This window comes from Hylemonella gracilis ATCC 19624 (genome assembly GCF_000211835.1).
Lineage (GTDB): Bacteria > Pseudomonadota > Gammaproteobacteria > Burkholderiales > Burkholderiaceae_C > Hylemonella > Hylemonella gracilis.
The window spans coordinates 49891-74534 of sequence record NZ_AEGR01000018.1 but is presented as its reverse complement, the minus strand read 5'-3'; the positions used below and the strand labels follow the sequence as shown (position 1 = coordinate 74534).

At 65.9% G+C, this 24644-nt stretch carries 17 protein-coding genes, 1 tRNA gene and 1 pseudogene; 6 read left to right on the top strand and 13 right to left on the bottom strand.

Going from position 1 to position 24644, the window contains the following annotated elements; all coding sequences use genetic code 11:
• Positions 1-196 precede the first annotated feature (196 nt).
• Positions 197-273: transfer RNA gene (locus HGR_RS01495), tRNA-Val, on the bottom strand.
• Positions 274-527: 254 nt separating this feature from the next.
• Between HGR_RS01495 and HGR_RS01490 the strand changes: the two genes are divergently transcribed.
• The 4 genes from HGR_RS01490 to dnaE all read left to right on the top strand — a co-directional run bounded on the left by HGR_RS01490 (position 528) and on the right by dnaE (position 11293).
• Positions 528-2483, top strand: a complete 1956-nt coding sequence (locus HGR_RS01490; protein ID WP_006296277.1) for a gamma-glutamyltransferase family protein — start codon at positions 528-530, stop codon at positions 2481-2483.
• Positions 2484-2529: 46 nt separating this feature from the next.
• Positions 2530-4509, top strand: a complete 1980-nt coding sequence (gene dnaG, locus HGR_RS01485) for a DNA primase (RefSeq protein WP_006296276.1) — start codon at positions 2530-2532, stop codon at positions 4507-4509.
• A gap of 405 nt (positions 4510-4914) precedes the next feature.
• Positions 4915-7269 carry an RNA polymerase sigma factor RpoD gene (gene rpoD / locus HGR_RS01480; RefSeq protein WP_006296275.1) on the top strand — a complete coding sequence of 785 codons (2355 nt, stop codon included), beginning with the start codon at positions 4915-4917 and terminating at the stop codon, positions 7267-7269.
• A 487-nt stretch (positions 7270-7756) separates the two neighbouring features.
• Entirely contained in the window at positions 7757-11293 is a 3537-nt protein-coding gene (gene dnaE, locus HGR_RS01475; RefSeq protein WP_006296274.1) for a DNA polymerase III subunit alpha, read from the top strand.
• A gap of 72 nt (positions 11294-11365) precedes the next feature.
• Here the strand turns inward: dnaE and dusA are convergent, their stop codons facing one another.
• Positions 11366-12400: a tRNA dihydrouridine(20/20a) synthase DusA gene (dusA, locus tag HGR_RS01470; protein WP_237701349.1), complete on the bottom strand. Its 1035-nt coding sequence runs from the start codon at positions 12398-12400 to the stop codon at positions 11366-11368.
• 172 nt (positions 12401-12572) lie between these two features.
• Here dusA and HGR_RS16675 point away from each other — a divergent pair, with 172 nt between their 5' ends.
• Positions 12573-13256 (top strand): DUF3261 domain-containing protein, encoded by a 684-nt coding sequence (locus tag HGR_RS16675; RefSeq protein ID WP_237701348.1) that lies wholly within the window; start codon positions 12573-12575, stop codon positions 13254-13256.
• A 28-nt stretch (positions 13257-13284) separates the two neighbouring features.
• Here the strand turns inward: HGR_RS16675 and HGR_RS01460 are convergent, their stop codons facing one another.
• Together HGR_RS01460 and hemN are read right to left on the bottom strand one after the other, a co-directional pair.
• On the bottom strand, positions 13285-14118 hold the full coding sequence (locus tag HGR_RS01460) for a sulfite exporter TauE/SafE family protein (protein WP_006296271.1): 834 nt from the start codon (positions 14116-14118) through the stop codon (positions 13285-13287).
• A gap of 14 nt (positions 14119-14132) precedes the next feature.
• Complete coding sequence (gene hemN, locus HGR_RS01455; RefSeq protein ID WP_006296270.1) at positions 14133-15581, bottom strand: oxygen-independent coproporphyrinogen III oxidase; 1449 nt, start codon at positions 15579-15581, stop codon at positions 14133-14135.
• Positions 15582-15767: 186 nt separating this feature from the next.
• Here hemN and fnr point away from each other — a divergent pair, with 186 nt between their 5' ends.
• Positions 15768-16493 carry a fumarate/nitrate reduction transcriptional regulator Fnr gene (gene fnr / locus HGR_RS01450; protein ID WP_039851983.1) on the top strand — a complete coding sequence of 242 codons (726 nt, stop codon included), beginning with the start codon at positions 15768-15770 and terminating at the stop codon, positions 16491-16493.
• A 184-nt stretch (positions 16494-16677) separates the two neighbouring features.
• On the opposite strand, the pseudogene HGR_RS01445 reads toward fnr, so the two are convergent.
• From HGR_RS01445 to HGR_RS01405, 9 genes and pseudogenes are all read right to left on the bottom strand, one after another.
• A pseudogene (locus tag HGR_RS01445) lies at positions 16678-16887 on the bottom strand (hypothetical protein); the annotation flags it as partial.
• Between the two features lie 65 nt (positions 16888-16952).
• Positions 16953-17213 (bottom strand): nitrogen fixation protein FixH, encoded by a 261-nt coding sequence (locus tag HGR_RS01440; protein WP_319946209.1) that lies wholly within the window; start codon positions 17211-17213, stop codon positions 16953-16955.
• A 31-nt stretch (positions 17214-17244) separates the two neighbouring features.
• Positions 17245-18738 (bottom strand): cytochrome c oxidase accessory protein CcoG, encoded by a 1494-nt coding sequence (gene ccoG, locus HGR_RS01435; RefSeq protein WP_006296265.1) that lies wholly within the window; start codon positions 18736-18738, stop codon positions 17245-17247.
• A complete protein-coding gene (gene ccoP, locus HGR_RS01430; protein ID WP_006296264.1) occupies positions 18716-19639 on the bottom strand; it encodes a cytochrome-c oxidase, cbb3-type subunit III in 924 nt (307 codons plus the stop codon). The genes ccoG and ccoP overlap by 23 nt, the downstream gene beginning before the upstream one ends.
• A gap of 29 nt (positions 19640-19668) precedes the next feature.
• Positions 19669-19803, bottom strand: coding sequence for a CcoQ/FixQ family Cbb3-type cytochrome c oxidase assembly chaperone (locus tag HGR_RS01425; RefSeq protein WP_006296263.1), 135 nt, complete (start codon positions 19801-19803; stop codon positions 19669-19671).
• An 11-nt stretch (positions 19804-19814) separates the two neighbouring features.
• Complete coding sequence (gene ccoO, locus HGR_RS01420; protein ID WP_006296262.1) at positions 19815-20432, bottom strand: cytochrome-c oxidase, cbb3-type subunit II; 618 nt, start codon at positions 20430-20432, stop codon at positions 19815-19817.
• A 12-nt stretch (positions 20433-20444) separates the two neighbouring features.
• Complete coding sequence (gene ccoN, locus HGR_RS01415) at positions 20445-21884, bottom strand: cytochrome-c oxidase, cbb3-type subunit I (protein ID WP_006296261.1); 1440 nt, start codon at positions 21882-21884, stop codon at positions 20445-20447.
• A gap of 75 nt (positions 21885-21959) precedes the next feature.
• Positions 21960-22097, bottom strand: a complete 138-nt coding sequence (gene ccoS / locus HGR_RS01410; RefSeq protein WP_006296260.1) for a cbb3-type cytochrome oxidase assembly protein CcoS — start codon at positions 22095-22097, stop codon at positions 21960-21962.
• Complete coding sequence (locus tag HGR_RS01405) at positions 22097-24643, bottom strand: heavy metal translocating P-type ATPase (protein WP_237701347.1); 2547 nt, start codon at positions 24641-24643, stop codon at positions 22097-22099. The genes ccoS and HGR_RS01405 overlap by 1 nt, the downstream gene beginning before the upstream one ends.
• Position 24644: the final 1 nt, after the last annotated feature.

The following is a 24644-nucleotide window of genomic DNA, read 5'->3' as shown; positions in this document are numbered from 1 at the left end:
ACCCCACCAGCCCGTCCCGTGCTTCTAGGCTCAAAAAGGCTGACATGCGCATGCACCAGCTGAGCCGGCCCAAGCCGATCACAAGTCAAACAGGTCAAGAGCGCACGCCCCGTGCAACAAGGCGCCCGAACCCGCGACACGGGGCAAAGGCAGCAAAAAACAAAGGCCCCGGTGATGAACCGGGGCCTTTTTGATCTGGTAGGCGCGATTGGACTCGAACCAACGACCCCCACCATGTCAAGGTGGTGCTCTAACCAGCTGAGCTACGCGCCTGTTTTCTCCCTGTTTTGCAGAGAGACCGCGAGTATAGCAGGAATCCAGCACCCCACTTTCACCATTCCCCCTGCGGCGCACTGCGCCACCCGGGCAAATGTCGCGGAGGGCACCTCTCCATAATCACTTCGCTCGACCCGCCTGGACCGTTGGAATGGGTTGGGGCTTCACAGGGCCGCTCCGGTTTTGAAAACGCAAGATACGCTCACTTCGCCTTCACCCTACATCAGCCCACTTCCGCCCACAACAGCTCCATGCGTCCATTTCGCCGCCCTCTCCGCGTCAGCGGCCCGTTCCTGTACCCCTTGCTGATTGCGCTGACCTTGCATCCGGCGGCTTGGGGGCAGCCCCAGGGGGACGACAAGCCCTGGAGCGGCAAGTACTACGCGGTGGCCACGGCGCACCCGCTGGCCACCGACGCCGCCTACGCCATGTTGCGCGCGGGCGGTAGCGCGATGGACGCGGCGATCGCGGCACAGATGGTGCTGACCTTGGTCGAGCCCCAAGCCAGTGGCATCGGCGGCGGTGCGTTTCTGCTGCATCACGACGGAAAGATCACGGAGAGCTACGACGGGCGGGAAACCGCGCCCTCGGACGTGGACGAAGACCTTTTTCTGGATGCGCAGCGCAAGCCAATGGGCTTCGCCGAGGCGTCAGTTGGCGGACGAGCCGTGGGCACGCCCGGACTGCTGCGCATGCTCGAATTGGCCCATGGTCAGCATGGCCGGCTGCCCTGGAAACAATTGTTCGAGCCCGCCATCACGCTGGCCGAGCAAGGTTTTCCGGTGAGCCCACGCCTGCACATGCAGTTGGCTGAGCCCAATTCACTGCGGCAGGACCCGGTGGCCGCGGCTTATTTCTTCGACAGCGCCGGCCAGCCCTGGCCCGTCGGCCACAAGCTGCGCAATCCGGAACTGGCCGCCGTGCTGCGCCGCGTCGCCAACGCCGGTGCCAATGCCTTTTATCTCGGCGAAAAAGCGGACGACATCGCGCCGGCGATCGTGCGCAAAGTGCGGGAGCATGCACGCAACCCCGGCCACCTTTCCCTGGCCGATCTGGCCGACTACGAAGCGCTGGTGCGCGCGCCGCTGTGTTTCGTGTACCAGGCACGCTCCAGCCCAGACAGCAAGCCACGCAAGGGCATCAGCGCCACGCGCGACGTGCAGATCTGCGGCATGCCGCCCCCGAGCTCAGGCACCCTGGCCCTGGGCCAGATCTTCGGCATCCTGGCGCGCACGCCAGCGGCTTCGATGCCGATGCAGCGCAAGCCTCCCCGCCCCCTTGCGGGGCCGCTGCCTTCGGCGCAATGGCTTCATCTGTATGCCGAGGCGGCCCGCCTGGCGATGGCCGATCGGGCCCTGTACGTGGCGGACCCCGACTACGTGCCACCGCCCGGCCCCAGCTGGATGGCGCTGCTGGAGCCGGACTACCTCGCGGAACGCGCCAAGCTGGTGAACGTCAGCCCTGGCACGCCGCGCATGAAGGAAGTCCCCGCAGGCATTCCCATGAGCGTTGAGCGCAACAGCGGGGACCAGGGTGACGCGCCCTACGCCGGCTTGGGCCACCACAGCCGCCCTCCCATGACGCTGGCCCCCATGCCGACGCAGCCAGAGTACGGCACCAGCCACATCAGCATCGTCGACGGGCAGGGCCACGCCTTGGCGATGACCAGCAGCGTCGAGGCGGTCTGGGGCGCGCAAGTCATGGTCAACCGGGGCCAGGGCCTCGTCGGCGGATTCCTGCTGAACAACCAGCTCACGGACTTCAGCTTTGTCCCCCGCGGCAGCGCCGGCACGGACGTGGTGATCGCCAACCGCGTGGAGCCGCGCAAACGCCCCCGTTCGTCCATGACGCCCCTGCTGATCTTCAGCCGCCCGCGCGGGGAACTGCTGTTCTCGGGCGGCAGCCCGGGCGGCGCGTCCATCATTCACTACACCGGCAAGATGCTGTATGGCGTCCTGCACTGGGGCCTGGACGTGCAACAGGCCATCAACCTGCCCAACTTCGCGGTGCTGTCCGCCAATGAAGATGGGCCCGTGCTGCTGGAACAAGGGCGCTTTCCGCCGTCCACGGTCCAGGCGCTGCGGCAGCGTGGTCACCCGGTGCGGGAACAAGCCTTGAACAGCGGGCTTCAAGCGATTGAATTGCTGGGCCAGGGATTGCAAGGTGGCGCCGATCCCCGGCGCGAGGGCACGGTGCGTGGGGAGTAATTCGGCGCTTGGAGGTCGTGACAGCCCGTTTTCCTAGAATGCGGGGATGGCCATCCCTTCCACCTTCATCCAGGAGCTGCTTGCACGCGCCGATGTGGTGGACATCGTGGGGCGCTACGTGCAGCTCAAGAAGGGCGGCGCGAATTTCATGGGCCTGTGTCCCTTCCACGCCGAAAAATCCCCGTCCTTCACGGTCAGCCCGACCAAACAGTTCTTTCACTGTTTCGGCTGTGGCAAGCATGGCGACGCCATCGGTTTCCTGATGGAGCACACCGGCGCGAGCTTCGTTGAAGCCGTGCAAGACCTGGCCCAGCAGTACGGCCTGCAAGTCCCCGAGGACGACAGCACGCCGCAACAGCGCGAGCGGGCCGCCGCCCAACGCCAAAAGCAGGCCACGCTGTCGGAGACCTTGGAAAAAGCCGGTGCGGCCTACCGCAAGCACCTGAAGGGCTCGCCCCGCGCGATCGGTTACCTGAAGGGCCGTGGCCTGTCGGGTGAGATCGCCCTGCGCTTCGGCCTGGGTTACGCGCCCGAGGGCTGGCGCTCCTTGGCCAGCGTGTTCCCCAGCTATGACGACCCCCTGCTGGTCGAAAGTGGGCTGGTCATCAGCAGCGAGGGAGAAGGCGGCGCGACGGCGAAAGGCGAAGCCAAGCGCTACGACCGCTTCCGCGACCGCATCATGTTCCCCATCCGCAACGTCAAGGGCGAATGCATCGGGTTCGGGGGGCGCGTGCTGGGCGACGAAAAACCCAAGTACCTGAACTCGCCCGAAACGCCCGTCTTCAGCAAGGGACTGGAACTCTACGGTCTTTACGAGGCCCGCAACGCGATCCGCGATGCGGGCTACGTGCTGGTCACCGAAGGCTACATGGACGTGGTGGCCTTGGCGCAGCTGGGCTTTCCGAACGCCGTCGCGACGCTGGGCACGGCCTGCACGCCGGATCACTTGCAAAAGCTGTTCAGATTCACCGACAGCGTGGTCTTCAGCTTCGATGGCGACGAGGCGGGGCGCCGTGCCTCGCGCCGCGCGCTGGAGGCCGCCCTTCCCTACGCGAGCGACACGCGCACGGTGCGGTTCCTGTTCCTGCCGACCCAGCCCAAGAAGCATGACCCGGACAGCTACATCCGGGAACACGGCCGTGAAGCCTTCGCTCATTGCGTGAGCGAGGCCACGCCGCTGTCGCGCTTCCTGATTGATTCAGCCCGCGAAGGCTGCGACCTGAGCAGCGCAGAAGGCCGTGCACGCCTGGGCGTGCATGCGCAGCCCTTGTGGGAAGCCTTGCCCGATGGCGCGCTCAAGCGCCAGTTGCTGGGGGAGATCGCCTCCCTGGTCCAACTCGACGCGCAGGAACTGGGCAGCCTCTGGGCGGATGCGCGTGCGAGATCACAACGCCATGGCGCTGGCCCCGGCCCGAGGGACGCCGGAGATTCGGCCGCGCGCGACGGCGGGACGGCATCAGCGTCCCGATCCCCTCGATCGCCGCGATCATCCGAGGGCTATGCGGCGGCGGGACGCGGGTATCGATCCCAGCCCGGTACCGGCAACGCACGACGCGGCGCGCGTCAGCTGCCTCAGCGCGCCGACCATGCCGTTCGGCTTTTGCTGGCGCACAGCGGTCTCTGGGAGCACCTCTCCAGCGAAGAGCATGCCCTGCTCTGCGGCCTGCCCGGCCAGCATGGCGCGCTGCTGAGCTGGCTCGAGGCCTGGCTGCACGAACAGGGTCCCCAACCCTGGGCCGTGCTGCGGCAGGCCCTGCAAGCGCACGCCGAAGCGACTGCGGACAGCTTCGAACCCGAAACGGACTTGCCCTTGTCGACCGTGGCGCAGCGGCTGATGAACTCCGACCTCATGCCCACCGACGACGCCGCCGAGGCGGGGCAGGAATTGCGCAGCCTGCTCAAACCCATGCTGATTGAGCAGCTCAAGGCCGAACAGACGCCCGACCTGGCCGCGCACCACCCGGAACGCTACCGCGAGATCCAGGAACGCATCAAAAACCTGTCCAGCAATGCCGCCCCGGCTTGAGCTATCCCCCGCAAATCCGCATCAATGCTGGGTTTTCGGGTCGACGCGGGTATAATCCACGGCACAGACTCTCCGGCAAGAGCGACAGCAGCACCTCCGGTCCAGGCCGACTGTAGCCAACACGCGCACAGTCAACACAGCAAGTGGGCCATCCCCGTCAACGGGGCTCACCGCAAGGACTGCACACCAAATGTTCGCCCTCCCATCTTGCCGCCTGAGGAAGGTATTCAAGTCCGCGCCTGGCACTTAACGCGCCCAGGCGGGCTGCCGATAACTTCCTTTGTCCCTTGCCGCACCGGTTGCGCGATCAGCGCTGCTGTCTTCGGTCGTGTTTTTGCGTTTTCTTTCTCGTTTGTCCGTGTTTTTGAAGTTTGTGTCCCCAGGTTGTTGTCCAGAGGTAGACCCATGCCCGCTCAAAATTCCGCACAAAAGGCCAAGAAGCCTGCCACCAAGACCGCTGCCGCAGCAGTCGTGAAACCCTCCACCAAAGCCGCCGCCCAGCCTGTCACCAAGGCTCCGGCCAAAACTGCCGTCAAAGCCTCCTCGAAAGCACCCACCGTGTCCGCCGCCAAAACGCCCGCCAAATCCGCCAAAGCCAAAGCTGACAAAGACGCCGACCTGACGAAAAAAGCCGGTCGCCCGGCCAAGGCCGCCGCCGCGGAAGTCAGCACGCCCCCCAAGAAAACCGCCGGCAAGCCTGGCCGCAAGCCCAAGGCGGGCGAGGCGTCCGAGGAGGACGACCTGTCCGACATCGAGGCCGAGTTCGCCGAGGAACCCGCGGCCGAGGACAGCGGCACGACCGAGAAGGCCAAGCCGCTGCGCATCAAGGTCAGCAAGGCCAAGGAACGCGCCCTGATGAAGGAATTCGGCCTGGACGAAACCGTCCTGTCCGAGGAAGACTTGGCCAAGCGCCGCGAACGCCTGAAGCTGCTGATCAAGCTGGGCAAGACGCGCGGCTACCTGACGCACGGCGAAATCTCGGACCACTTGCCCGACAAGCTGGCCGATGCCGAAACGCTGGAAGTCGTGGTCGCCATGCTGAGCGACATGGGCGTGACCGTGTTCGAGCAGACGCCCGACGCCGAGACCCTGCTGATCAACAACACCGCGCCCACCGCGGCCTCGGAGGAAGAAGCCGAGGAAGAAGCCGAAGCCGCGGTGTCCACCGTGGACAGCGAATTCGGTCGCACCACCGACCCGGTGCGCATGTACATGCGCGAGATGGGCACGGTGGAACTGCTGACGCGCGAGGGTGAAATCGAGATCGCCAAGCGCATCGAAGGCGGCCTGATGGACATGATGGAGGCGATCTCCGCCTCGCCCACCACCATCGCCGCGCTGCTGGCCATGGCCGAGGAAATCCGCGAAGGCAAGGTCGTGATCTCCACCGTGGTGGACGGCTTCGTCAATGCCGAGGAGAGCGACGACTACGTGGCCGAGGAAGACTTCGACGAGTACGACGAGGCCGACGATGACGACGGCAAGGGTGGCTCCAAGGCCCTGACCAAGAAGCTGGAAGAGTTGAAGAACCAGGCGTTGGAGCGCTTCGACCGCATCCGCTCGATGTTCGAGAAGGTGCACAAGGCCTACGACAAGGAGGGCTACGGCACGCCCGCCTACGTCAAGGCGCAGAAGGCACTGTCCGACGAGCTGATGACCATCCGCTTCACCGCCAAGACCATCGAGAAGCTGTGCGACCTGGTGCGCGGGCAGGTGGCCGACGTGCGCCACAAGGAACGCGAGCTGCGCCGCATCATCGTGGACCGCTGCGGCTACCCGCAAGATCAATTCGTGCTGGAATTCGGCGGCCGCGACAAAAACGGCAACCCGTCGAAATCGCACCTGCTGGATCTGAAGTGGGTGGAAAAGCAGGCCAACGCCGGCAAACCCTGGAGCGGCATCATCAGCCGCAACGTTCCGCCGATTCAGGACATCCAGCAAAAGTTGATCGACCTGCAAGCCCGTGTCGTGGTGCCGCTGGAGCAGCTGAAGGACATCAACAAGCGCATGAACCAGGGCGAAGCAGCCTCGCGCGCGGCCAAGAAGGAGATGATCGAGGCCAACCTGCGCCTGGTGATCTCCATCGCCAAGAAGTACACCAACCGCGGCCTGCAGTTCCTCGACCTGATCCAGGAAGGCAACATCGGCCTGATGAAGGCCGTGGACAAGTTCGAGTACCGTCGCGGCTACAAGTTCTCGACCTACGCGACCTGGTGGATCCGCCAGGCCATCACGCGCTCCATCGCCGACCAGGCCCGCACCATCCGCATCCCGGTGCACATGATCGAGACGATCAACAAGATGAACCGCATCAGCCGCCAACACTTGCAGGAGTTCGGCTTCGAGCCGGACGCCAGCCTGCTGGCGCAGAAGATGGAGATCCCCGAGGACAAGATCCGCAAGATCATGAAGATCGCCAAGGAGCCGATCTCGATGGAAACCCCCATCGGCGACGACGACGACAGCCACTTGGGTGATTTCATCGAGGACACGGCCAACACCGCCCCGGTGGAAGCGGCCATGCAAGCCGGTCTGCGCGAGGTGGTCAAGGAAATCCTCGACGGCCTGACGCCGCGCGAAGCCAAGGTGCTGCGCATGCGCTTCGGCATCGAGATGACCAGCGACCACACCCTGGAAGAAGTCGGCAAGCAGTTCGACGTGACCCGCGAACGCATCCGCCAGATCGAAGCCAAGGCCCTGCGCAAGCTCAAGCACCCCAGCCGCTCGGACAAGCTGCGCAGTTTCACGGACAACCTGTGATCAAACGCCGCCAGCGCTGAGCCTGTCTCAGCGCTCTGCGCCGAAGGCCCGCATCGTTGATGCGGGCTTTTTCTTGGCCGCTTGCTTGGCGGTTGCGCGAGCCATGCCCCGCGCCAGGGCGCTCATGCGGGGCCGGTCAGCTGCGCCGACTTCGCGCCATCAGAACGGTACCCGCCTGTCCTGCGCGAGCCGCGCGCTGCGGTCAGGGCGCGATTTCGGGGGTGGCATCGTCAGGACCCTGCACACCTTGTGCGCCGCAAGTGCGGCGCATCGTGCATCTGATTTCCGGCATCGTGTTTGAACGGAGCGCTGAAAGCGCGCAGTGAGTTATGCCGGACAAGGCGTGCAGGGTCCTGGCGATGCGGAGTCTGCGAAGCAGACCACCCCCGCAGGAGCGCTCTGGCCGCAGCGCGCGGCTCGCGCTTCGCCAACCCAGGGGCCTGACGAAACGCGATCCCGACCAGGTGGCTTGACTAAAATCAACCGTATGTCCACGCCCAGCTTCGCCCACCTCCGCCTCCACACCGAGTTCTCCGTCGTCGATGGCGCCACCCGCGTGGACGATGTGGTGGCCACCGCGGCCAAGGACGGGCAACCCGCGCTGGCCATCACCGACCTGAACAACCTGTTCGGGGCCATCAAGTTCTACAAGGCCGCGCGCGGCAAGGGCGTCAAGCCCGTGATCGGGGCCGACATCGTGCTCGAAGGCTTGGGCACCGATCCCCTGGCGACCAGCCGCCTGCTGCTGCTGGTGCAGAACAAGCAGGGTTACCTCAACCTCAGCGAACTCTTGGCCCGCGCCTGGACCGGCAACGTCCACAAGGCCCAGGCCATCGTCAAGCTGGCCTGGCTGAAGGAATTGCACGAAGGCTTGATCGTGCTGTCCGGCGCGCAGACAGGCGCCGTGGGCCAGGCGCTGGTGCAAGGCGACACGGCCCGCGCGCATGACCTGGCGCTGCAGTTCGCCACGCTCTTCCCACACCGCTTCTACCTGGAACTGCAACGCGCGGGCCGCGCGGATGACGAGGTGCACGTGAACGCCGCCGTGCAGTTGGCCGCCCGGCTGAAGCTGCCCGTGGTCGCCACGCATCCCGTGCAATTCCTGACCGAGGAGGACTACGAGGCGCACGAGGCCCGGGTCTGCATCGCCGAGGGCGAGATCCTGGGCAACCCACGCCGCGTGCGCAAGTTCACCAAGGAACAGTACTTCAAGAGCGCCGCGCAAATGCAGGCCCTGTTCGCCGACCTGCCCTCGGCCCTGGCCAACACGCTGGAAATCGGCAAACGCTGCAACCTCACCCTGGTGCTGGGCAAGCCGCAACTGCCGAACTTCCCCATCCCCGGCGGCCTGTCGATGGAAGACTACTTCCGCAAGGTCTCGCTCGAGGGCCTGGAAGAGCGCCTGAGCCACCTCTACCCCGAGCCGGCCAAGCGCGACGCCGAACGTCCACGCTACCTCGAACGGCTGGAGTTCGAGATCAACACCATCCTCAAGATGGGTTTCCCGGGCTACTTCCTGATCGTGGGGGACTTCATCCAGTGGGCCAAGGCCAACGGTTGCCCCGTCGGGCCGGGCCGCGGCTCGGGTGCCGGTTCTCTCGTGGCCTACGCGCTCAAGATCACCGACCTCGACCCACTGGCGTACAAGTTGCTGTTCGAGCGTTTCCTGAACCCTGAGCGCGTCTCGATGCCCGACTTCGACATCGACTTCTGCCAGGCCAACCGCGACCGCGTGATCGAGTACGTGAAGGAACGCTACGGCCGCGAGGCCGTGAGCCAGATCGCCACCTTCGGCACGATGGCCGCGCGCGCCGCCATCCGCGACGTGGGCCGCGTGATGGACATGAGCTACACCTTCTGCGACGGCATCAGCAAGCTCATCCCCAACAAACCGGGCCAGCACATCACCATCGACGGCGCGATCAAGGAGGTGCCGGAGCTGGCCGAGCGCCAGGCCAAGGAAGACGAGGTCAAGAACCTGCTCGAACTGGCGCAAAAGCTCGAGGGCATGACGCGCAACGTGGGCATGCACGCGGGCGGCGTGCTGATCGCGCCCGGCAAGCTGACCGACTTCTGTCCGCTCTACCAGCAGCCCGGCAGCGACGCCGCCGTGAGCCAGTACGACAAGGACGACGTGGAGGCCGTGGGCCTGGTGAAGTTCGACTTTCTGGGTCTGGCCACGCTGACCATCCTGGAAATCGCGCGCGAGTTCATCATGAAGCGGCACCCGGGCCAGGAACACTTCAGCTTCGAGGCCATCCCGCTGGACGACAAGGCCACCTACCAGCTGTTCCAGGACGGCAAGACCGAGGCCGTGTTCCAGTTTGAAAGCCGCGGCATGCAGGGCATGCTGCGCGACGCCAAACCCACGCGGCTGGAAGACCTGATCGCCCTGAACGCGCTCTACCGGCCCGGCCCCATGGACCTGATCCCCAGCTTCGTGGCCCGCAAGCACGGGCGCGAGGAGATCGAGTACCCCCACCCGCTGGTGGCCGACATGCTGTCCGAGACCTACGGCATCATGGTCTACCAGGAACAGGTGATGCAGACCGCGCAGATCCTGGGCGGCTACTCGCTGGGTGGCGCCGACTTGCTGCGCCGTGCCATGGGCAAGAAGAAGGCCGAGGAGATGGCGCAGCATCGCGAAATCTTTCGCAAGGGCGCTGCGCAGAACGGCATCGCCCAGGACAAGGCCGACGAGATCTTCGACCTGATGGAGAAGTTCGCGGGCTACGGCTTCAACAAGTCGCACGCCGCCGCCTACTCGCTGCTGGCCTACCACACGGCCTGGCTCAAGGTGCACTACACGGCCGAGTTCTTCTGCGCCAACATGACCGTGGAAATGGACGACACCGACAAGCTCAAGGTGTTGTTCGAGGACGCGCAGAAGATGGGCATGCACTTCGAGCCGCCCGACGTGAACCGCGGCCACTACCGCTTCGAGCCAGTGTCCGACACGGTGATCCGCTACGGCCTGGGCGCCGTCAAGGGCACCGGCCAGCAGGCCATCGAGGCCATCGTCGCGGCGCGCGAGGGACGTGGGGAAGGTCCCGCAGGTTCCGAGTGCGGCCCCTTCAAGAGCCTGTACGACTTCTGCAAGCGTGTCGACCGCGCCCGCATCAACAAGCGCACGGTCGAAGCCCTGATCAAAGCGGGTGCCTTCGACAGCCTGCACCTCAACCGCGCCGAGCTGCTGGCCTCCACCGACCGGGCCTTTGACTTCGCCGCGGCCACCGCCGCCAACGCCAACCAGGGCGGACTGTTCGACCTCATGGCCGACGACGGCGGCGACTCGCATGGATCGAGCACGCAGGAGCCCGAACTCGTGGAGGCCCTGCCCTGGGGCGTCAAGGAACGTCTGAGCCACGAGAAGACCGCCGTGGGCTTCTATTTCTCGGGCCATCTGTTCGACGAAGTCGCGCACGAGGTGCGGCGCTTCGCCAAGCGCGAACTCGCCGAACTGATCGACACGCGCGAACCCCAGCTGCTGGCCGGCATCGTCAGCGACTTGCGCGTGATCAATGGGCAGCGCGGACGCTTGGCCCTGTTCAAGCTGGATGACAAAAGCGCGGTGCTGGACGCCCGGGTGGACGAGGCCCTGCTGAACGCGAACAAGAACCTACTGAAGGACGATGAACTCATCGTCGTCACGGCCAAGGTCATGCCCGACCGCTTCTCCGGTGGTCTGCAGCTCAACGTCACCCAACTCTGGAGCCTGGAAGCGGCACGCTGCCGGTTCGGCAAGTACCTGAGCGTGGCCGTGAACCTGAATTCGGGGCGCTACCCCGATGTGCGCCGACTGCTGGCCGATCACCCGCCGCAACGCGAGATGACCGAGCAAGGCGAGCTGCTGCGCGGCCTGCCCGTGCGTTTCACGCTGAAAGTGGGCAGCGCGAACATCGGCACCTTTCAGACCGCGCTGAAGACGGAAGACGAGAAGACCAAGTTCTACCCCAGCGACGCGGCGCTCGCGGGCTGGATGGCGCAGGCCGATCAGGGCAAGGCGGTGGTGGTCTACGAGTAGTCCGCCTGAGATGCAGGGCGGACCCCTGCCCTGCCCTGCCAGCTGCCTTCGCTGTCGCCGTCGCCGTCGCCGTCACGCCCCTGCGTGCTCGGCCCTCTCCACGCCCTGGTGCGCCAAGGCCATGACTTGGCGCGGGTCCTCGCCCTTGAGGCGATGGTCGCTCCACACCTGCCGCCAGCGTCGCGCGCCGGGCAAACCATGGCGCAGACCCAACATGTGCCGCGCGATGCCGTACCAGCCCAGGCCTTCCTCGGCCTGCATGCGCAGCATGTAATCCACCATGCGCTCCTCGATGTCCTCGCGCGTGGCGGCAGATCCAGGCTCGCCGAAATAGAGGCGATCCCAGGACGCCAGCCACCAGGGGTTGTGGTACGCCTCGCGACCGATCATCGCGCCGTCCAAAGGAACAGGCCCACCACCCGCCTGGTCTGCCGCAGCCTGCGGCGAGTCGGCACCCTGCAACTGTTCCAGCACCTGCGCGTCGCTCGTGAGGCCCCCGTTGATCACGACTTTGAGCGAAGGAAAGTCGCGCTTGAGCCGGTGCACGAATTCGTAGCGCAGCGGCGGAATCTCACGGTTTTCCTTCGGACTCAGGCCTTGGAGCCAGGCGTTGCGGGCGTGGACGATGAAGGTGGTGCAGCCCGCCTCGGCGACGGTGCCCACGAAGTCGCGCACGAAGTCGTAACGCTCGACGCGGTCGATGCCGACGCGGTGCTTCACGGTGACGGGCACGCGCTCTGGATTCTGAAGGGCATCTCGCATGGCCTTGACGCAATCGGCCACGAGCTGGGGTTCGGCCATCAGACAGGCACCAAACGCACCGCGCTGCACGCGCTCGCTGGGGCAGCCGCAGTTGAGGTTGATTTCGTCATAGCCCCATTGCTCGCCCAGCCGAGCGCAGGCGGCGAGGTCCGCCGGCTCACTGCCACCCAGCTGAAGGGCCACCGGGTGCTCAGCGTCATCGAAACGCAGATGGCGCGCCACATCGCCATGCAGCAAGGCGCCGGTGGTGATCATCTCCGTGTACAGGCGCGCGCGCCGGCTCAGCAGGCGGTGGAAATAGCGGCAATGCCGGTCGGTCCAGTCGATCATGGGGGCGACGGACATGCGCCAAGGGGATGCGCCCCCCTGAAATAGAGGCTCGGTTTCACTCAATAAGGTCTGCGACATGTGCGGATTATCCCGAGCAATCGATCCCGGGACTGGAACCCGGGTCTTTAGAATCATGCGCCATAACATGCTCGCGATTCACCCACGTCATTCCGCATGGCGCCTCCCGGTGCTGCCCCTACTCCTGCTCCTTGTGGTTGTACTCGGCGGCTGCGGCACGCTGCAACCGGTGACGGTGCCGGCCGACGCGCGACCGGAGCCCGGCAACGCCCCAACAGCCGCGGCTTCCTTGCCCCCCGCCTTCCAGGGGGCAGACGCGTCGGCGGTCATGCCCTTGCTGCGCTTGCCCCCTTCGGAACTTCAACGCACCCTGGCGCTGGAACAACGCATCGTCATCGAGGCCCGAGACGAGAATCAGAAGCTGGTGAAGCGGCAGATCGAAGTCGTGCTCGAAGCCGATGCGAGCACATTGCACGTGGTCGTGCTCTACATGGGCCAGACCGCGGCGGTGCTGGATTGGGATGGCACGCAGTTACGCGAGAAACGCTCCATCTGGTGGCCCTCCGGCCTGAGCAGCGAACGTGTGCTCTCCGAGCTGCAGCTGGCTCTGTGGCCCGCGGAGTCCATCCGCGCGGCCTTGCCCGCCGGCTGGACGCTCAAGGAGGAGGCCCAAGTCCGGCTCCTGCAAGCGACTTGGGGGAACGCGCAAGAGACCGTGGTGCGGATCCAGTACCAAAGCGACTCACCGGGCAGCTCGGGCTCCGGCGCTCCGGCGGTGCCGGCCTACACCGAGCTGCTGAACCTGCGCGATGGCTATCGGCTGACGATCCGATCGCGCGCGCTGGACCCTTGAAGACGGCGCTGCGCATTAAGGCAAGGCCCTAGACAGTCAAACACCAAGGCGCCGTGTCGTGCGCCAGCCCCATCCAGAGCGCCCAGGCCGAGCTGAGGGCCAGGGTCAGCCCGGCAAGGCGCACGCCCAGGTTCTGCCAGAACGGGCTGCGCCCATCGGCGCCCTGCCCCAGGCGCAGCCACAACCACGGCCCCAAGCTCATCGACACCGCCGTCCCCAGCGCAAACAAGGCCATCACGGCCGCGCCCTGCCAAGCTTGGCCCGTGAGGGTGGCCACCAGCAAAGCGGAGTACAGCAGGCCACAGGGCAGCAAGGCCCACAGGCTGCCGATCAGGAGGAGACCAACACCCGCTCCCCCACCGCCCCGAGCAGCGGGGTCGGATGAACGGCGGTGCACCAGGCGTTGAACGCGCCGCCACAAGGCCTGCGCGCCCTGCTCCAGCCAGACCGGCTGAGCAGCGCGCCAGAACAAGACCACCCCCAGGGCGATGGCCGCCACATGCAGCAGCGACCACACGGGGCGCAGGGCCGCGGAGTGCACCGTCAACCAGCCCAAGCCCTGCATCGACGCTGCGGCGAGTCCGCCCAGAGCCGCATACCCCAGCACCCGGCCCAGTTGGAACCACAGCACAAGGGGCAGATCGGAGAAGACGGTGCTTGACGAACCCACGACGGACAGCGATCCCGAAGTGCGGCCTTGGAAATGGACCGGCTGTTGCGCCGTCTGAACAGCACCAGCACCAGCACCAGCACCACGCGCCGCACGCGCCAATCCCGCGCAGGCGGCGCCGCACATGGCCACGCAATGCGGCCCACCGGCCAGCCCCATCAACAGTGCCGTCAAGGCCAGGGTGGATGACATGCCGGCATTCTGGCTCAAAGGATCTTCGAGAAACGCGCGCGGTTGCGGTCGGCTTGCAGGTAGCGGTCAAACACCATGGCGATGGCGCGCACGAAGTACCAGCCCAAGGGCGTGACCTGAATGCCGCCGCGCCGTTCGTCGAGGTCCAGCGTGACCAGCCCTTGTTCGGCCAGGCCGCGCAGGATGGCCAACTCGGCGGCGAAGTACGTTTTGAAGTCGATCAGCCAGGCCAGGTTGATGGACTCGAACATCAGCTCACCCTGGCACATCAAGGCCATGATCACGGAACGCCGTACCAGGTCATCGCGCGAGAGCGCCAAGCCCCGCTGCACGGGGAAGCTGCCGCGGTCCAGCGCGTCGTAATACTCCTCCAGCGTCTTGGCGTTCTGGCTGTAAGTCGCGCCGATGCGCCCGATGGCGGACACGCCCAACCCGATCAGGTCGCAATCGGGCTGCGTGCTGTAACCCTGGAAGTTGCGGTGCAGGCGGCCCTGGCGCTGCGCAACTGCGAGGGCGTCGCCCGGCAAGGCAAAGTGATCCATGCCGACGTAGACATAGCCCAAGCCTTGCAGGCGCGCCAAGGCGTCCGACAGCATGGCAAGCTTGGCCGCAGCGCCGGGCAATTGGGCGCCATCGATGCGCCGCTGCGGCTTGAAACGCTCGGGCAAATGGGCGTAGGCGTAGAGCGCGATGCGGTCCGGCCGCAATTCGCCCACCTGGTCCAGGGTGCGCGCGAAGGACTCCGGCGTCTGCAGCGGCAGGCCGTAGATGAGATCGATGTTGATGGATTCAAAGCCGCGTTCGCGCGCCGCCGCCACCAAATCAAAGACCTGGCGCGCGGGCTGAACACGGTGCACGGCCTTCTGCACGGCGGGGTCGAAATCTTGCACGCCAAAGCTCAGGCGGTTGAAGCCCAGTTCGGCCAGAACGTCCAGACGCGCGGGATCGATGGTGCGCGGATCGACCTCGATGGAGTATTCGCCGCCGGGCGTGAAGTGAAAGGCACGCTGCAGCATGCGCATGAGCGAGCGCAATTCTTCGTCATTCAGGAAGGTCGGCGTGCCGCCGCCAAGATGCAACTGGCTGATCGCGGGGGCGTGGCCCGACGCGGCCGTCGCCCCCAAGGCCTCCAGATGCAAGTCCACCTCCCGGGCCAGGTAGCGCAGGTATTCCGTCGCACGCTCATGGTGCTTGGTGATGATCTTGTTGCAGGCGCAGTAGTAGCACAGCGACTCGCAGAACGGCACGTGCACGTAGAGCGACAGCGGCAAGGCACCGGCCCCCGCTCCGCCCCGCTGCCCCAGGGCCTGGGCGTAGTCCGTCGGCCCGAAAGCCTCGACGAAACGGTCCGCCGTCGGGTAGGAGGTGTAGCGCGGACCGCTCACGTCGTGGCGACGCAGCAGCTCGGGCGTGAGCGCGAACGGCGCGTCGGGGGCAAGGGCGGAGTCAGTTTCTTTGCGCATGGACTTATGCCGGCGGGTTGGTACCCGACTGTGCACCGAGGGCGCTGAGCCCATGTTGATTTGCATCAAAAGGTGACGGAATCGCCGCCCTCGCCCTTGAGCCACGGCCGATGGGCTTCCGTCAGCGCGCGCAACCATGTCACAATAGCCGCCATGTCGAACCGCCCCGCCATCAACGTGCGCTCGATGGATCTGCACACGATCAAGGTTGCCTGCTCCAACTGCAACCTGCGCGAGCTCTGCATGCCCGTGGGCCTGAGCGGCGAGGAGATGGAGCGCCTGGACGACGTGGTCGCCACGCGGCGCAAGGTCAAGCGCGGCGAAGCGCTGTTCCACGCGGGCGAGAAATTCGAATCGCTTTACGCCATCCGCACCGGCTTCTTCAAGACCTGCGTCACCACCGAGGATGGACGTGATCAGGTCACCGGTTTCCAAATGGCGGGCGAGATCATCGGGCTGGACGGCATCGTCAACGACCTGCACAGCTGCGACGCCGTCGCGCTGGAAGACGCGGAAGTCTGCGTCATGCCCTACGACCGCATCGAAGACCTTTCGCGTGAGATCAACGGCCTGCAGCGCCACGTGCACCGCATCATGAGCCGCGAAATCGTGCGCGACCAGGGTGTGATGCTGCTGCTGGGCAGCATGCGGGCCGAGGAACGGCTGGCCGCCTTCCTGCTGAACCTGGTGCAGCGCCTGCACGCGCGCGGCTTCTCCCAATCCGAGCTGATCCTGCGCATGACCCGCGAGGAAATCGGCAGCTACCTGGGTCTCAAGCTCGAGACCGTGAGCCGTACTTTCTCGCGCTTCGCGGAAGACGGCATCGTCGAGGTCAAGCAGCGCTACGTGCGCATCCTCGACACCGACGCACTGACCCGCCTCGTCAACGCCGTCCAACCCGCCTGCCATTGAAGGCGGGCCCAGGGGTTCCCGGCTCCCACGCTGGCTCCAAGCCTGCGCCAGACCTCCAACCCACGAAGGCACCCTGGCTCTGTGCCTGGGTGAGAGCGCATGTTGCCAGTGCCAGGCCAGTCCAAGCCAAACCAATTGGCCCGCTGACCATGGCGTCTGAGCACACCGTTCAGTCTTGCTCGCTGGCCAGCAGCAGAGTCAACGCGCTGGCCAAGCCCGCCATGGCCCAGAACACGAAGAAGGCCAGCGTGTAGACGCCGGCGCGTGCCAGCTCCAGCGGCTGGCCAAACCAATACAGGTCGTGCGGATCCACGAAGGCGAAGACCACCATTTCGATCAGTCCGGCGACCAAAAATGCCGGCCACGCGATCCACATGAGTTTGCGCCACTTCATGGTTGTACTCCTCTAGGCGGCTGTTTTCTTCTTGATCGGACGCTCGGAACCTGGGTCGTGGGGCGCTAGGGCGCCGACGGGGCTCGCGCGGCCTGCCCTTGGGCTGGCAGGTCCATCTGCCCCGCGACGGGCGCGCCGGTCTGCGCATGGTTGCGCGCCTGCTGCGCGGGCGCCTGGCTCTGGCTCACCACGCTGGTGTCCAGCACCGGGTCCGGCGTGCTCGCGGCCAACCAGAAGGTGTGCAGGCTGGCGACCACCACGATGATGGGCCCCGCCAGCACGAACCACACATAGCCAAAAGTCCACCAAGGTTTAGCGTCTCGCATGTCTTGCTCCATGATCTTTCGAACCGTCTGCTCAGCGGGGAACCAGGAAGACGGATTTCTCCCTCACCACCTGGCCATCCGCGCTGATCTCAAAGCGCATGGGGTGGCTGCCCGTGCCCATGCGCTCGCCTTCTTCGTAAGGCAGCTGCGCGCGCACCGCCAACCAGCGGGCTTGCGCTGGCCCCACGGTCACCTCGCCTCCCTCCGCGCCGTCGCTGACGACCGCCAAGCCTTGCAAGCCGGTGACAGCGATCCGGAAGCGCTGCGTGTTTTCGGAGGCGTTCATGATCTGCAGGCGGTAGACATTCTCGATCAAACCGCGTCCATCGGGACCGACAACGATGCGCGCGAGCACGCCACGGTCGCGCACCACGTCCACCTTGAAGGAGGACCGCAGGGCCAGGCTCGCGAGCAAGCCGAAGATGATGGCCCAGAGGATGGCGGTGTAGACCAGCACGCGCGGGCGGAACACGCGCTTCCAGGTCTGCAGACGGCTCCAGCCGCCTTGCAGGGCATTCTGCGTGGTGTAGCGGATCAAGCCGCGTGCGTAGCCCATCTTGTCCATCACGTTGTCGCACACGTCCACGCAGGCTCCGCAGCTGATGCATTCGTACTGCAAGCCCTTGCGGATGTCGATGCCGGTCGGGCAGACCTGCACGCACATCGTGCAATCGATGCAGTCCCCCAGACCCTGCGCCTTGAGCGCCCGCGCATCGGCCTGACGTGAACGCGCGCCACGCGATTCGCCGCGCTTCTCGTCGTAGCTGACGATCAGCGTGTCCTTGTCGAACATGGCGCTCTGGAAACGGGCGTAAGGGCACATGTACTTGCAGACCTGCTCGCGCATGAAACCCGCGTTGCCATAGGTCGCCAGCGCGTAGAAATTCACCCAGAACCATTCCCAGGGCCCGAAGCCGAAGGTGAAGGACTCCGCCCAGAGCTCACGCACGGGGGTGAAGTAGCCGACGAAGGTGAACCCCGTCCACAACGCCAAGGCCAGCCAGACCAGGTGCTTGCCGCCCTTGCGCAGCACCTTGTTCAAGTTCCAGGCGCCCGCGTCGAGACGCAAACGCGCGCTGCGATCGCCCTCGATCTTGCGTTCGATCCAGAGAAAGATCTCGGTGTAGACGGTTTGCGGACACGCATAACCGCACCACTGCCGCCCAGCCACGGCGGTGAACAGAAAGAGCGACAGCGCCGAGATGACGAGCAGGCCGGTCAGGTAGATGAAGTCCTGCGGGTAGAGCACCAACCCGAAAAGATAAAAACGCCGTGCCCCCAGATCGAAGAGCACGGCCTGACGCTCGCCCCATTGCAGCCAGGGCAGACCATAAAAAATGATCTGCGTGAACCAGACCAGCACCCAGCGCCAGCGCGCGTAGTAGCCGCTGACGCTGCGAGGATAGATCTTCTTGCTGGCCTCGTAGAGCGAGACCACGGTCTCGCCGCCATCGGCTTCAACGGCGGCGATCGGGATGACCTTGCCGACCTGGTCGGCCGTGCTACTGGCCTTGGCCACCGCCACGACTCCAGACGTAGGCCGTCAGCAAGTGAATCTGCTCGGCCGTGAGCTTGCCGCCGTGTCCCGCGCCTTGCGCGGGCATCTGGTTGGTCTTGCCATTGTTGATCATGGCCATGATGGCGTTCTCACCCCAGCCATGCAGCCAGACATCGTCGGTCAGATTGGGCGCGCCCAGCAGCGGGTTGCCTTTGCCGTCCTGCCCGTGGCAAGCCGCGCAGACACCGAACTTGGCCTTGCCCAGTTGAGCGCGCAGACTGTCGTGCGGGCTGCCGGAGAGGCTGAGCACGTACTGCGCCACGTTCTTCACATCGTCCGCGCCACCGAGGGCCGCGGCCATGGGAGGCATCGCGCCCGTGCGGCCCTGGGTGATGGTGGTCTTGATGGCGTCAGGCGTGCCGCCCCAGAGCCAGTCGCTGTCCGTCAGGTTGGGGAACCCCTTGCTGCCCCGCGCGTCGCTGCCATGGCATTGGGCGCAGTTGTTCAAGAAGAGCTTTTCGCCCACGGTGATCGCCTGCGGCTCCTTGGCGGCATCGGGCACGCTCATGCCGGAGAACTTGGCGTACAGCGGCGCCACCTGCTGCGCGCCCTTGGCCATCTCCGCCTCGTATTCACCCTTTTGCGTCCAGCCCAGGGAGCCGGCGTGCTTGCCCAGGCCCGGATACAAGAAGAGGTAGACCAGGGCAAAAACAATGGTCAGGATGAAGAGACCCACCCACCAGCGCGGCAGTGGGTTGTTCATCTCGCGCAAGTCTTCGTCCCAGACATGCCCGGTGCTGTTGTCGGCGGTCGCGTTCTTGACCTTGACCTTGCCGGAAACCCACAGCAACACCAGGCAGGCGATGATGCTGATGAGGGTGACGGCGCCAATGAAGATCGACCAGAAGTTGTGCGTGAAGTCGCTCATGATGTGTTCTCGTCTTCAGTGTCTTGTCTTCATTCTTCGAAGGGCAGGCGCGCGGCTTGCTCGAAGTCCGGTTGCTTGCGCGCGGACCAGGCCCAGGCCACGATGCCGATGAAGCAGAGCAGGCCCGCGACGGTGACCACGGAACGCAGGGTGTTGATGTCCATGTCCGTACTCCTTATTTCAGCGCGGTGCCCAGCACCTGCAGGAAAGCGATCAGCGCGTCCAGCTCGGTCTTGCCCTTGACGTCCGCAGGCGCCTGGGCAATCTGTTCGTCCGTGTAGGGCACGCCCACCACGCGCAGCGCCTTCATGTGCGTCGGCAAGGACTCGGCATCCACCAAGTTCTTACCCAGCCAGGGATAGGCCGGCATGTTCGACTCCGGCACCATGTCGCGCGGGTTGTTCAGGTGGATGCGGTGCCACTCGTCGCTGTAGCGTCCACCGACGCGCGCAAGGTCAGGGCCGGTGCGCTTGCTGCCCCACTGGAAGGGGTGGTCGTAAACCGACTCACCCGCCACCGAGTAGTGGCCGTAGCGCAGCGTCTCGGCGCGGAAGGGGCGAATCATCTGCGAGTGGCAGTTGTAGCAACCCTCGCGGATGTAGACATCGCGCCCGGCGAGCTGCAGCGCGGTGTAGGGCTTGACGCCTTCCAGCGGTTGGGTGGTGGACTTCTGGAAGAAGAGCGGCACGATTTCCACCAGGCCGCCGACCAGCAGCACCAGCAGGATCAGCACGATCATCAGGAAGTTGTTGGTCTCGATCTTCTCGTGACCCGTGGGTTTCTGTTGCGCCATGTTCTTTTCTCCTCAGGCGTGGGCCGCGGCAACGTTCGGAATGCGCACCGGCTCCACGCGTCCGGCCAGGGCCGTCTTGACCACGTTCCAGAGCATCAGCACCATGCCCGCCAGGTACAGCAGACCACCGAACAGGCGCAGCACGTAGAAGGGATAGGTGGCCTTGACCGACTCGACGAAGGTGTAGGTCAGCGTGCCATCGGCGTCGACCGAGCGCCACATCAGGCCCTGCATCACGCCCGCGATCCACATGGCCGCGATGTAGATCACGATGCCGATCGTGGAGACCCAGAAATGGACTTCGATGGCCTTGACGCTGAACATCTGCTTCTGGCCAAAGAGGCGCGGAATCAGGTAGTACATGCTGCCCATGGTCACCAGGCCCACCCAGCCCAGGGCGCCGCTGTGCACGTGGCCGATGGTCCAGTCCGTGTAGTGGCTCAGGGCATTGACGGTCTTGATGGACATCATCGGACCTTCGAAGGTGCTCATGCCGTAGAACGACAGGCTGACGATCAGGAAGCGCAGGATGGGGTCATCGCGCAGCTTGTGCCAGGCACCGCTGAGGGTCATGATGCCGTTGATCATGCCGCCCCAGGACGGCGCCAACAGGATCAGCGAGAACAGCATGCCGACCGACTGCGTCCAGTCCGGCAAGGCCGTGTAGTGCAGGTGGTGCGGACCCGCCCACATGTAGGTGAAGATCAGCGCCCAGAAGTGGACGATGGAGAGGCGGTAGCTGTAGACCGGCCGCTCAGCCTGCTTGGGAATGAAGTAGTACATCATGCCCAGGAAGCCGGCCGTCAGGAAGAAGCCCACCGCGTTGTGGCCATACCACCACTGGATCATGGCGTCCTGCACGCCGGCGTAAGCCGAGTAGCTCTTGAGCAGGCCCGCGGGGATCGCCGCGCTGTTGACGATGTGCAGCAGGGCCACGGCGATGATGAAGGCGCCGAAGAACCAGTTGGCCACGTAGATGTGCCGCACCTTGCGCGTGCCGACCGTGCCGAAGAACACCACCGCGAAGGCCACCCAGACCAGGGCGATCAGGATGTCGATGGGCCACTCAAGTTCAGCGTATTCCTTGCCGCTGGTGTAGCCCAGGGGCAAGGTGATCGCCGCCAGCACGATGACCAGCTGCCAGCCCCAGAAGGTGAAGGACGCCAGCGGCCCCGCGAACAGGCGGACCTGGCTGGTGCGCTGCACCACGTAGTAGGCCGAGGCGAACAAGCCGCAACCGCCGAAGGCGAAGATCACCGCATTGGTGTGCAAGGGACGCAAGCGCCCGTAGCTCAGCCACGGTATGCCGAAGTTCAGTTCCGGCCAGGCCAGCTGGGCGGCGATGATGACGCCCACCAGCATGCCCACCACGCCCCACACCACCGTCATGATGGCGAACTGCCGAACCACGGTGTCGTTGTAGACCGTGGCGTCCTGTTTGAGTATTGTCATGTTTCACCTCTTTTTCACAGTCTGCCTGCTTGCTCGAACAGCCGGTTTGACGCATGTCAAACAGGCTGCATTCAGTCAGTCATCGCGCAAGATGCGCTCGCCCTCGGCTTCCAGATCCTCGAACTGCCCGCGCTGGATCGCCCACCACAGGCCGCCCAGGATGAAAAAGACCAAGGCGACCGACAGGGGAATCAACAGATAAAGAATGTCCATCACACGCCCTCCAAGGCGGGAGCAGGCGGGATCAGGGCCGGGCGCGTGAGGCGCAGCGCGTTGAGCACCACCAGCAGGGAACTGGCCGCCATGCCCAACCCCGCCGCCCAGGCCGGCAACAGTCCGGCGATGGCCAGGGGAATGCAGGCCGCGTTGTAGGCCACGGCCCAGACGATGTTTTGCCGCACGACGCGCAAGGTGCGCCGCGCGGTGGCTTGGGCCTCGGCCACGCTGCTCAAATGTTCACCGAGCACGACGAAGTCAGCGCGGGCCCGGGTCAGCGGCACGGAAGGGCCGAAGGCGAAGGACACCTGCGCGCCCGCCAGCGCGGGGCCATCGTTCAGGCCATCCCCCACCACGGCGACCTTGCGGCCCTGGGCCTGCAGCTGCCGCAAGACCTCGAGTTTGTCGTCCGGTGCGCAGGCGCCCCGGGCCTGCGCGGGGTCCAAGCCCAATTCGTGCGCCACCCGCGCCACCGGCGCGGGCGCATCGCCGGAGAGCACCCTCACCTCCAGCCCCCGCGCGCGCAGCGTGTTGATCGTGGTGCGCGCGTCCGGGCGGATTTGCTCGCCGAATTCGAAAGTGGCCAGCCAGCCCTGCTCGTCCGCCAGCATGGCGTGCGGTCCGAACACGGCCTGGGCCGGCACGCCGCAATGCGCGGGTGAACCCAGGCGCAGCGGCCGCCCGTCCACGGTGGCCGTGAGGCCTTGCCCGCTGAGCTCCTGCACGTTCTGGGCCTGCAAGGGCTCCCCGGCCACCGTGGCCGCGGCCTTCACCAGAGCGCGCGACAGCGGGTGCAGGGACTGGCGCGCCAGCGCCGCGCTCCAGGCCAAGGCCTGGCCGCGCGTCAGGCCCTCTCGGGTCCGCACGGCCTGCAGGGTCAGGGCATCGCTGGTCAGGGTGCCTGTCTTGTCGAACACGACGGTATCGACACTGGCCAATGCCTCCAGCGCGGACAGGCGACGCACCAGCACGCCCTGGCGCGCGAGCCTGCCCGCGGCCGCCAACAAGGCGGCCGGCGTGGCCAGGGTGAGAGCGCAGGGGCAGGTGACGATGAGCACGGCCACGGCCACCATCAGCGCATGCCCCGGGCCGCCCTGCCCCGTCGTCGCGTCGGCCTGCCACCAGTAGGCGGCGGCCCCGGCGGCCGCGAGCAGCACGATCAGCAGGAAGGGCCGCGCCAGACGGTCCACCAGCTGGGCCATGCGCGGTCGGCTGGCCTCGGCCTGTTCCATCAGGGCCACGATCTGCGCGTAGCGGGTGTCCTGGCCCAGGCGCTCGACCCGCATCAGCACGGGCGCCGCGAGGTTGTGGCTGCCCGCGATGATGGCGTCTCCCGCGCCACGCTTGAGCGGGCGGGACTCGCCCGTCAGCAAGGCCTCGTCCACCTGCGTGCCATTGCGTGGCAGCCCCTCCAGCAACACGCCGTCGGCGGGAAATGCCTCGCCCGGCAACACGCGCAGCACATCGCCCACTCGAACGCGGTGCAAGGCCACGCGCTCGTAGCGAGCCTGCCCGCCAGGGGGCAGCGCATCGGGCGTCTGGCGCAACACGCTTTCGGGCAGGCGGTTCATGAGCGCGTCCAAGGCGCCGGCCGTGCGGTTGCGCAAGCGCAGCTCCAGCCAGCGCCCGGTGAGCAGGAAACAGACGAACATGGTGAGCGAGTCGAAATAAACCTCCCGCCCGAAAACGCCCTGAGGCTCGAACGTGCCCAGGGTGCTGACCACGAAGGTGATGGCCATGCCCAGGGCCACGGGCACGTCCATGCCGATGCGCGCGCTGAGACGGCCCTGGCGCAAGCCGCTGGTCAAGTCATGCCAGGCGGCGGAGAAAAAGGGGCCGCAGCAAAACAGCATGACCGGCAGGGTGAGCACCCAACTGGCCCAGCGCAGCAGCTGCTCCTGCTCGCCGGTGAGCCCTCCCGCGGCGTCGCCCGGTCCCGCCACGTAGGCGGGCCACGCGTACATCATGACTTGCATCATGCAAAAGCCCGCGACCAGCCAGCGCCACAAGGCGCCGCGCGATTCATGGCGTCTGCGCTCGCTGGCGAACAGATCCTGCGCGGGCACGGCCCGGTAGCCCGCGTCCTGCACCGCCTCCAGCCACTGGGACGGGCGGGCCAGGCCCTCGCGCCACCGCAGTTGCGCGCGTTGGCTGCCCACGCTGACGCTCACCGACTCCACGCCGGGCAAGCGGCGCAAGGCGTCTTCCACATTGAGCGCGCAGGCCGCGCAGTACATGCCCTCGATCGCGAGCCGAGACTCCCACAAAGGCGCGGTTGCTCCGTGCGGCGACGCCGGGCTCCCCGACTGATCGGACACGACACCGGACACGACACGCCCGAAGGCAGGCCAGAACTGCGGGTCGTCCACCAAGGTGCGGGCGTTGGCGCCCTCGGCACTTTCAAGGGAAGCGGGGATGCGCGGGGCATCGGCAGCGGCCGAGGCGTGGGAAGCGTTGAACGCATCCAGGGGACAGGCCGCGGCAGGCGAAGCTTCGGCGGCAAAGGCTGACGTCATGGACGGCAAGCGTAAGGGGCGCGGCATG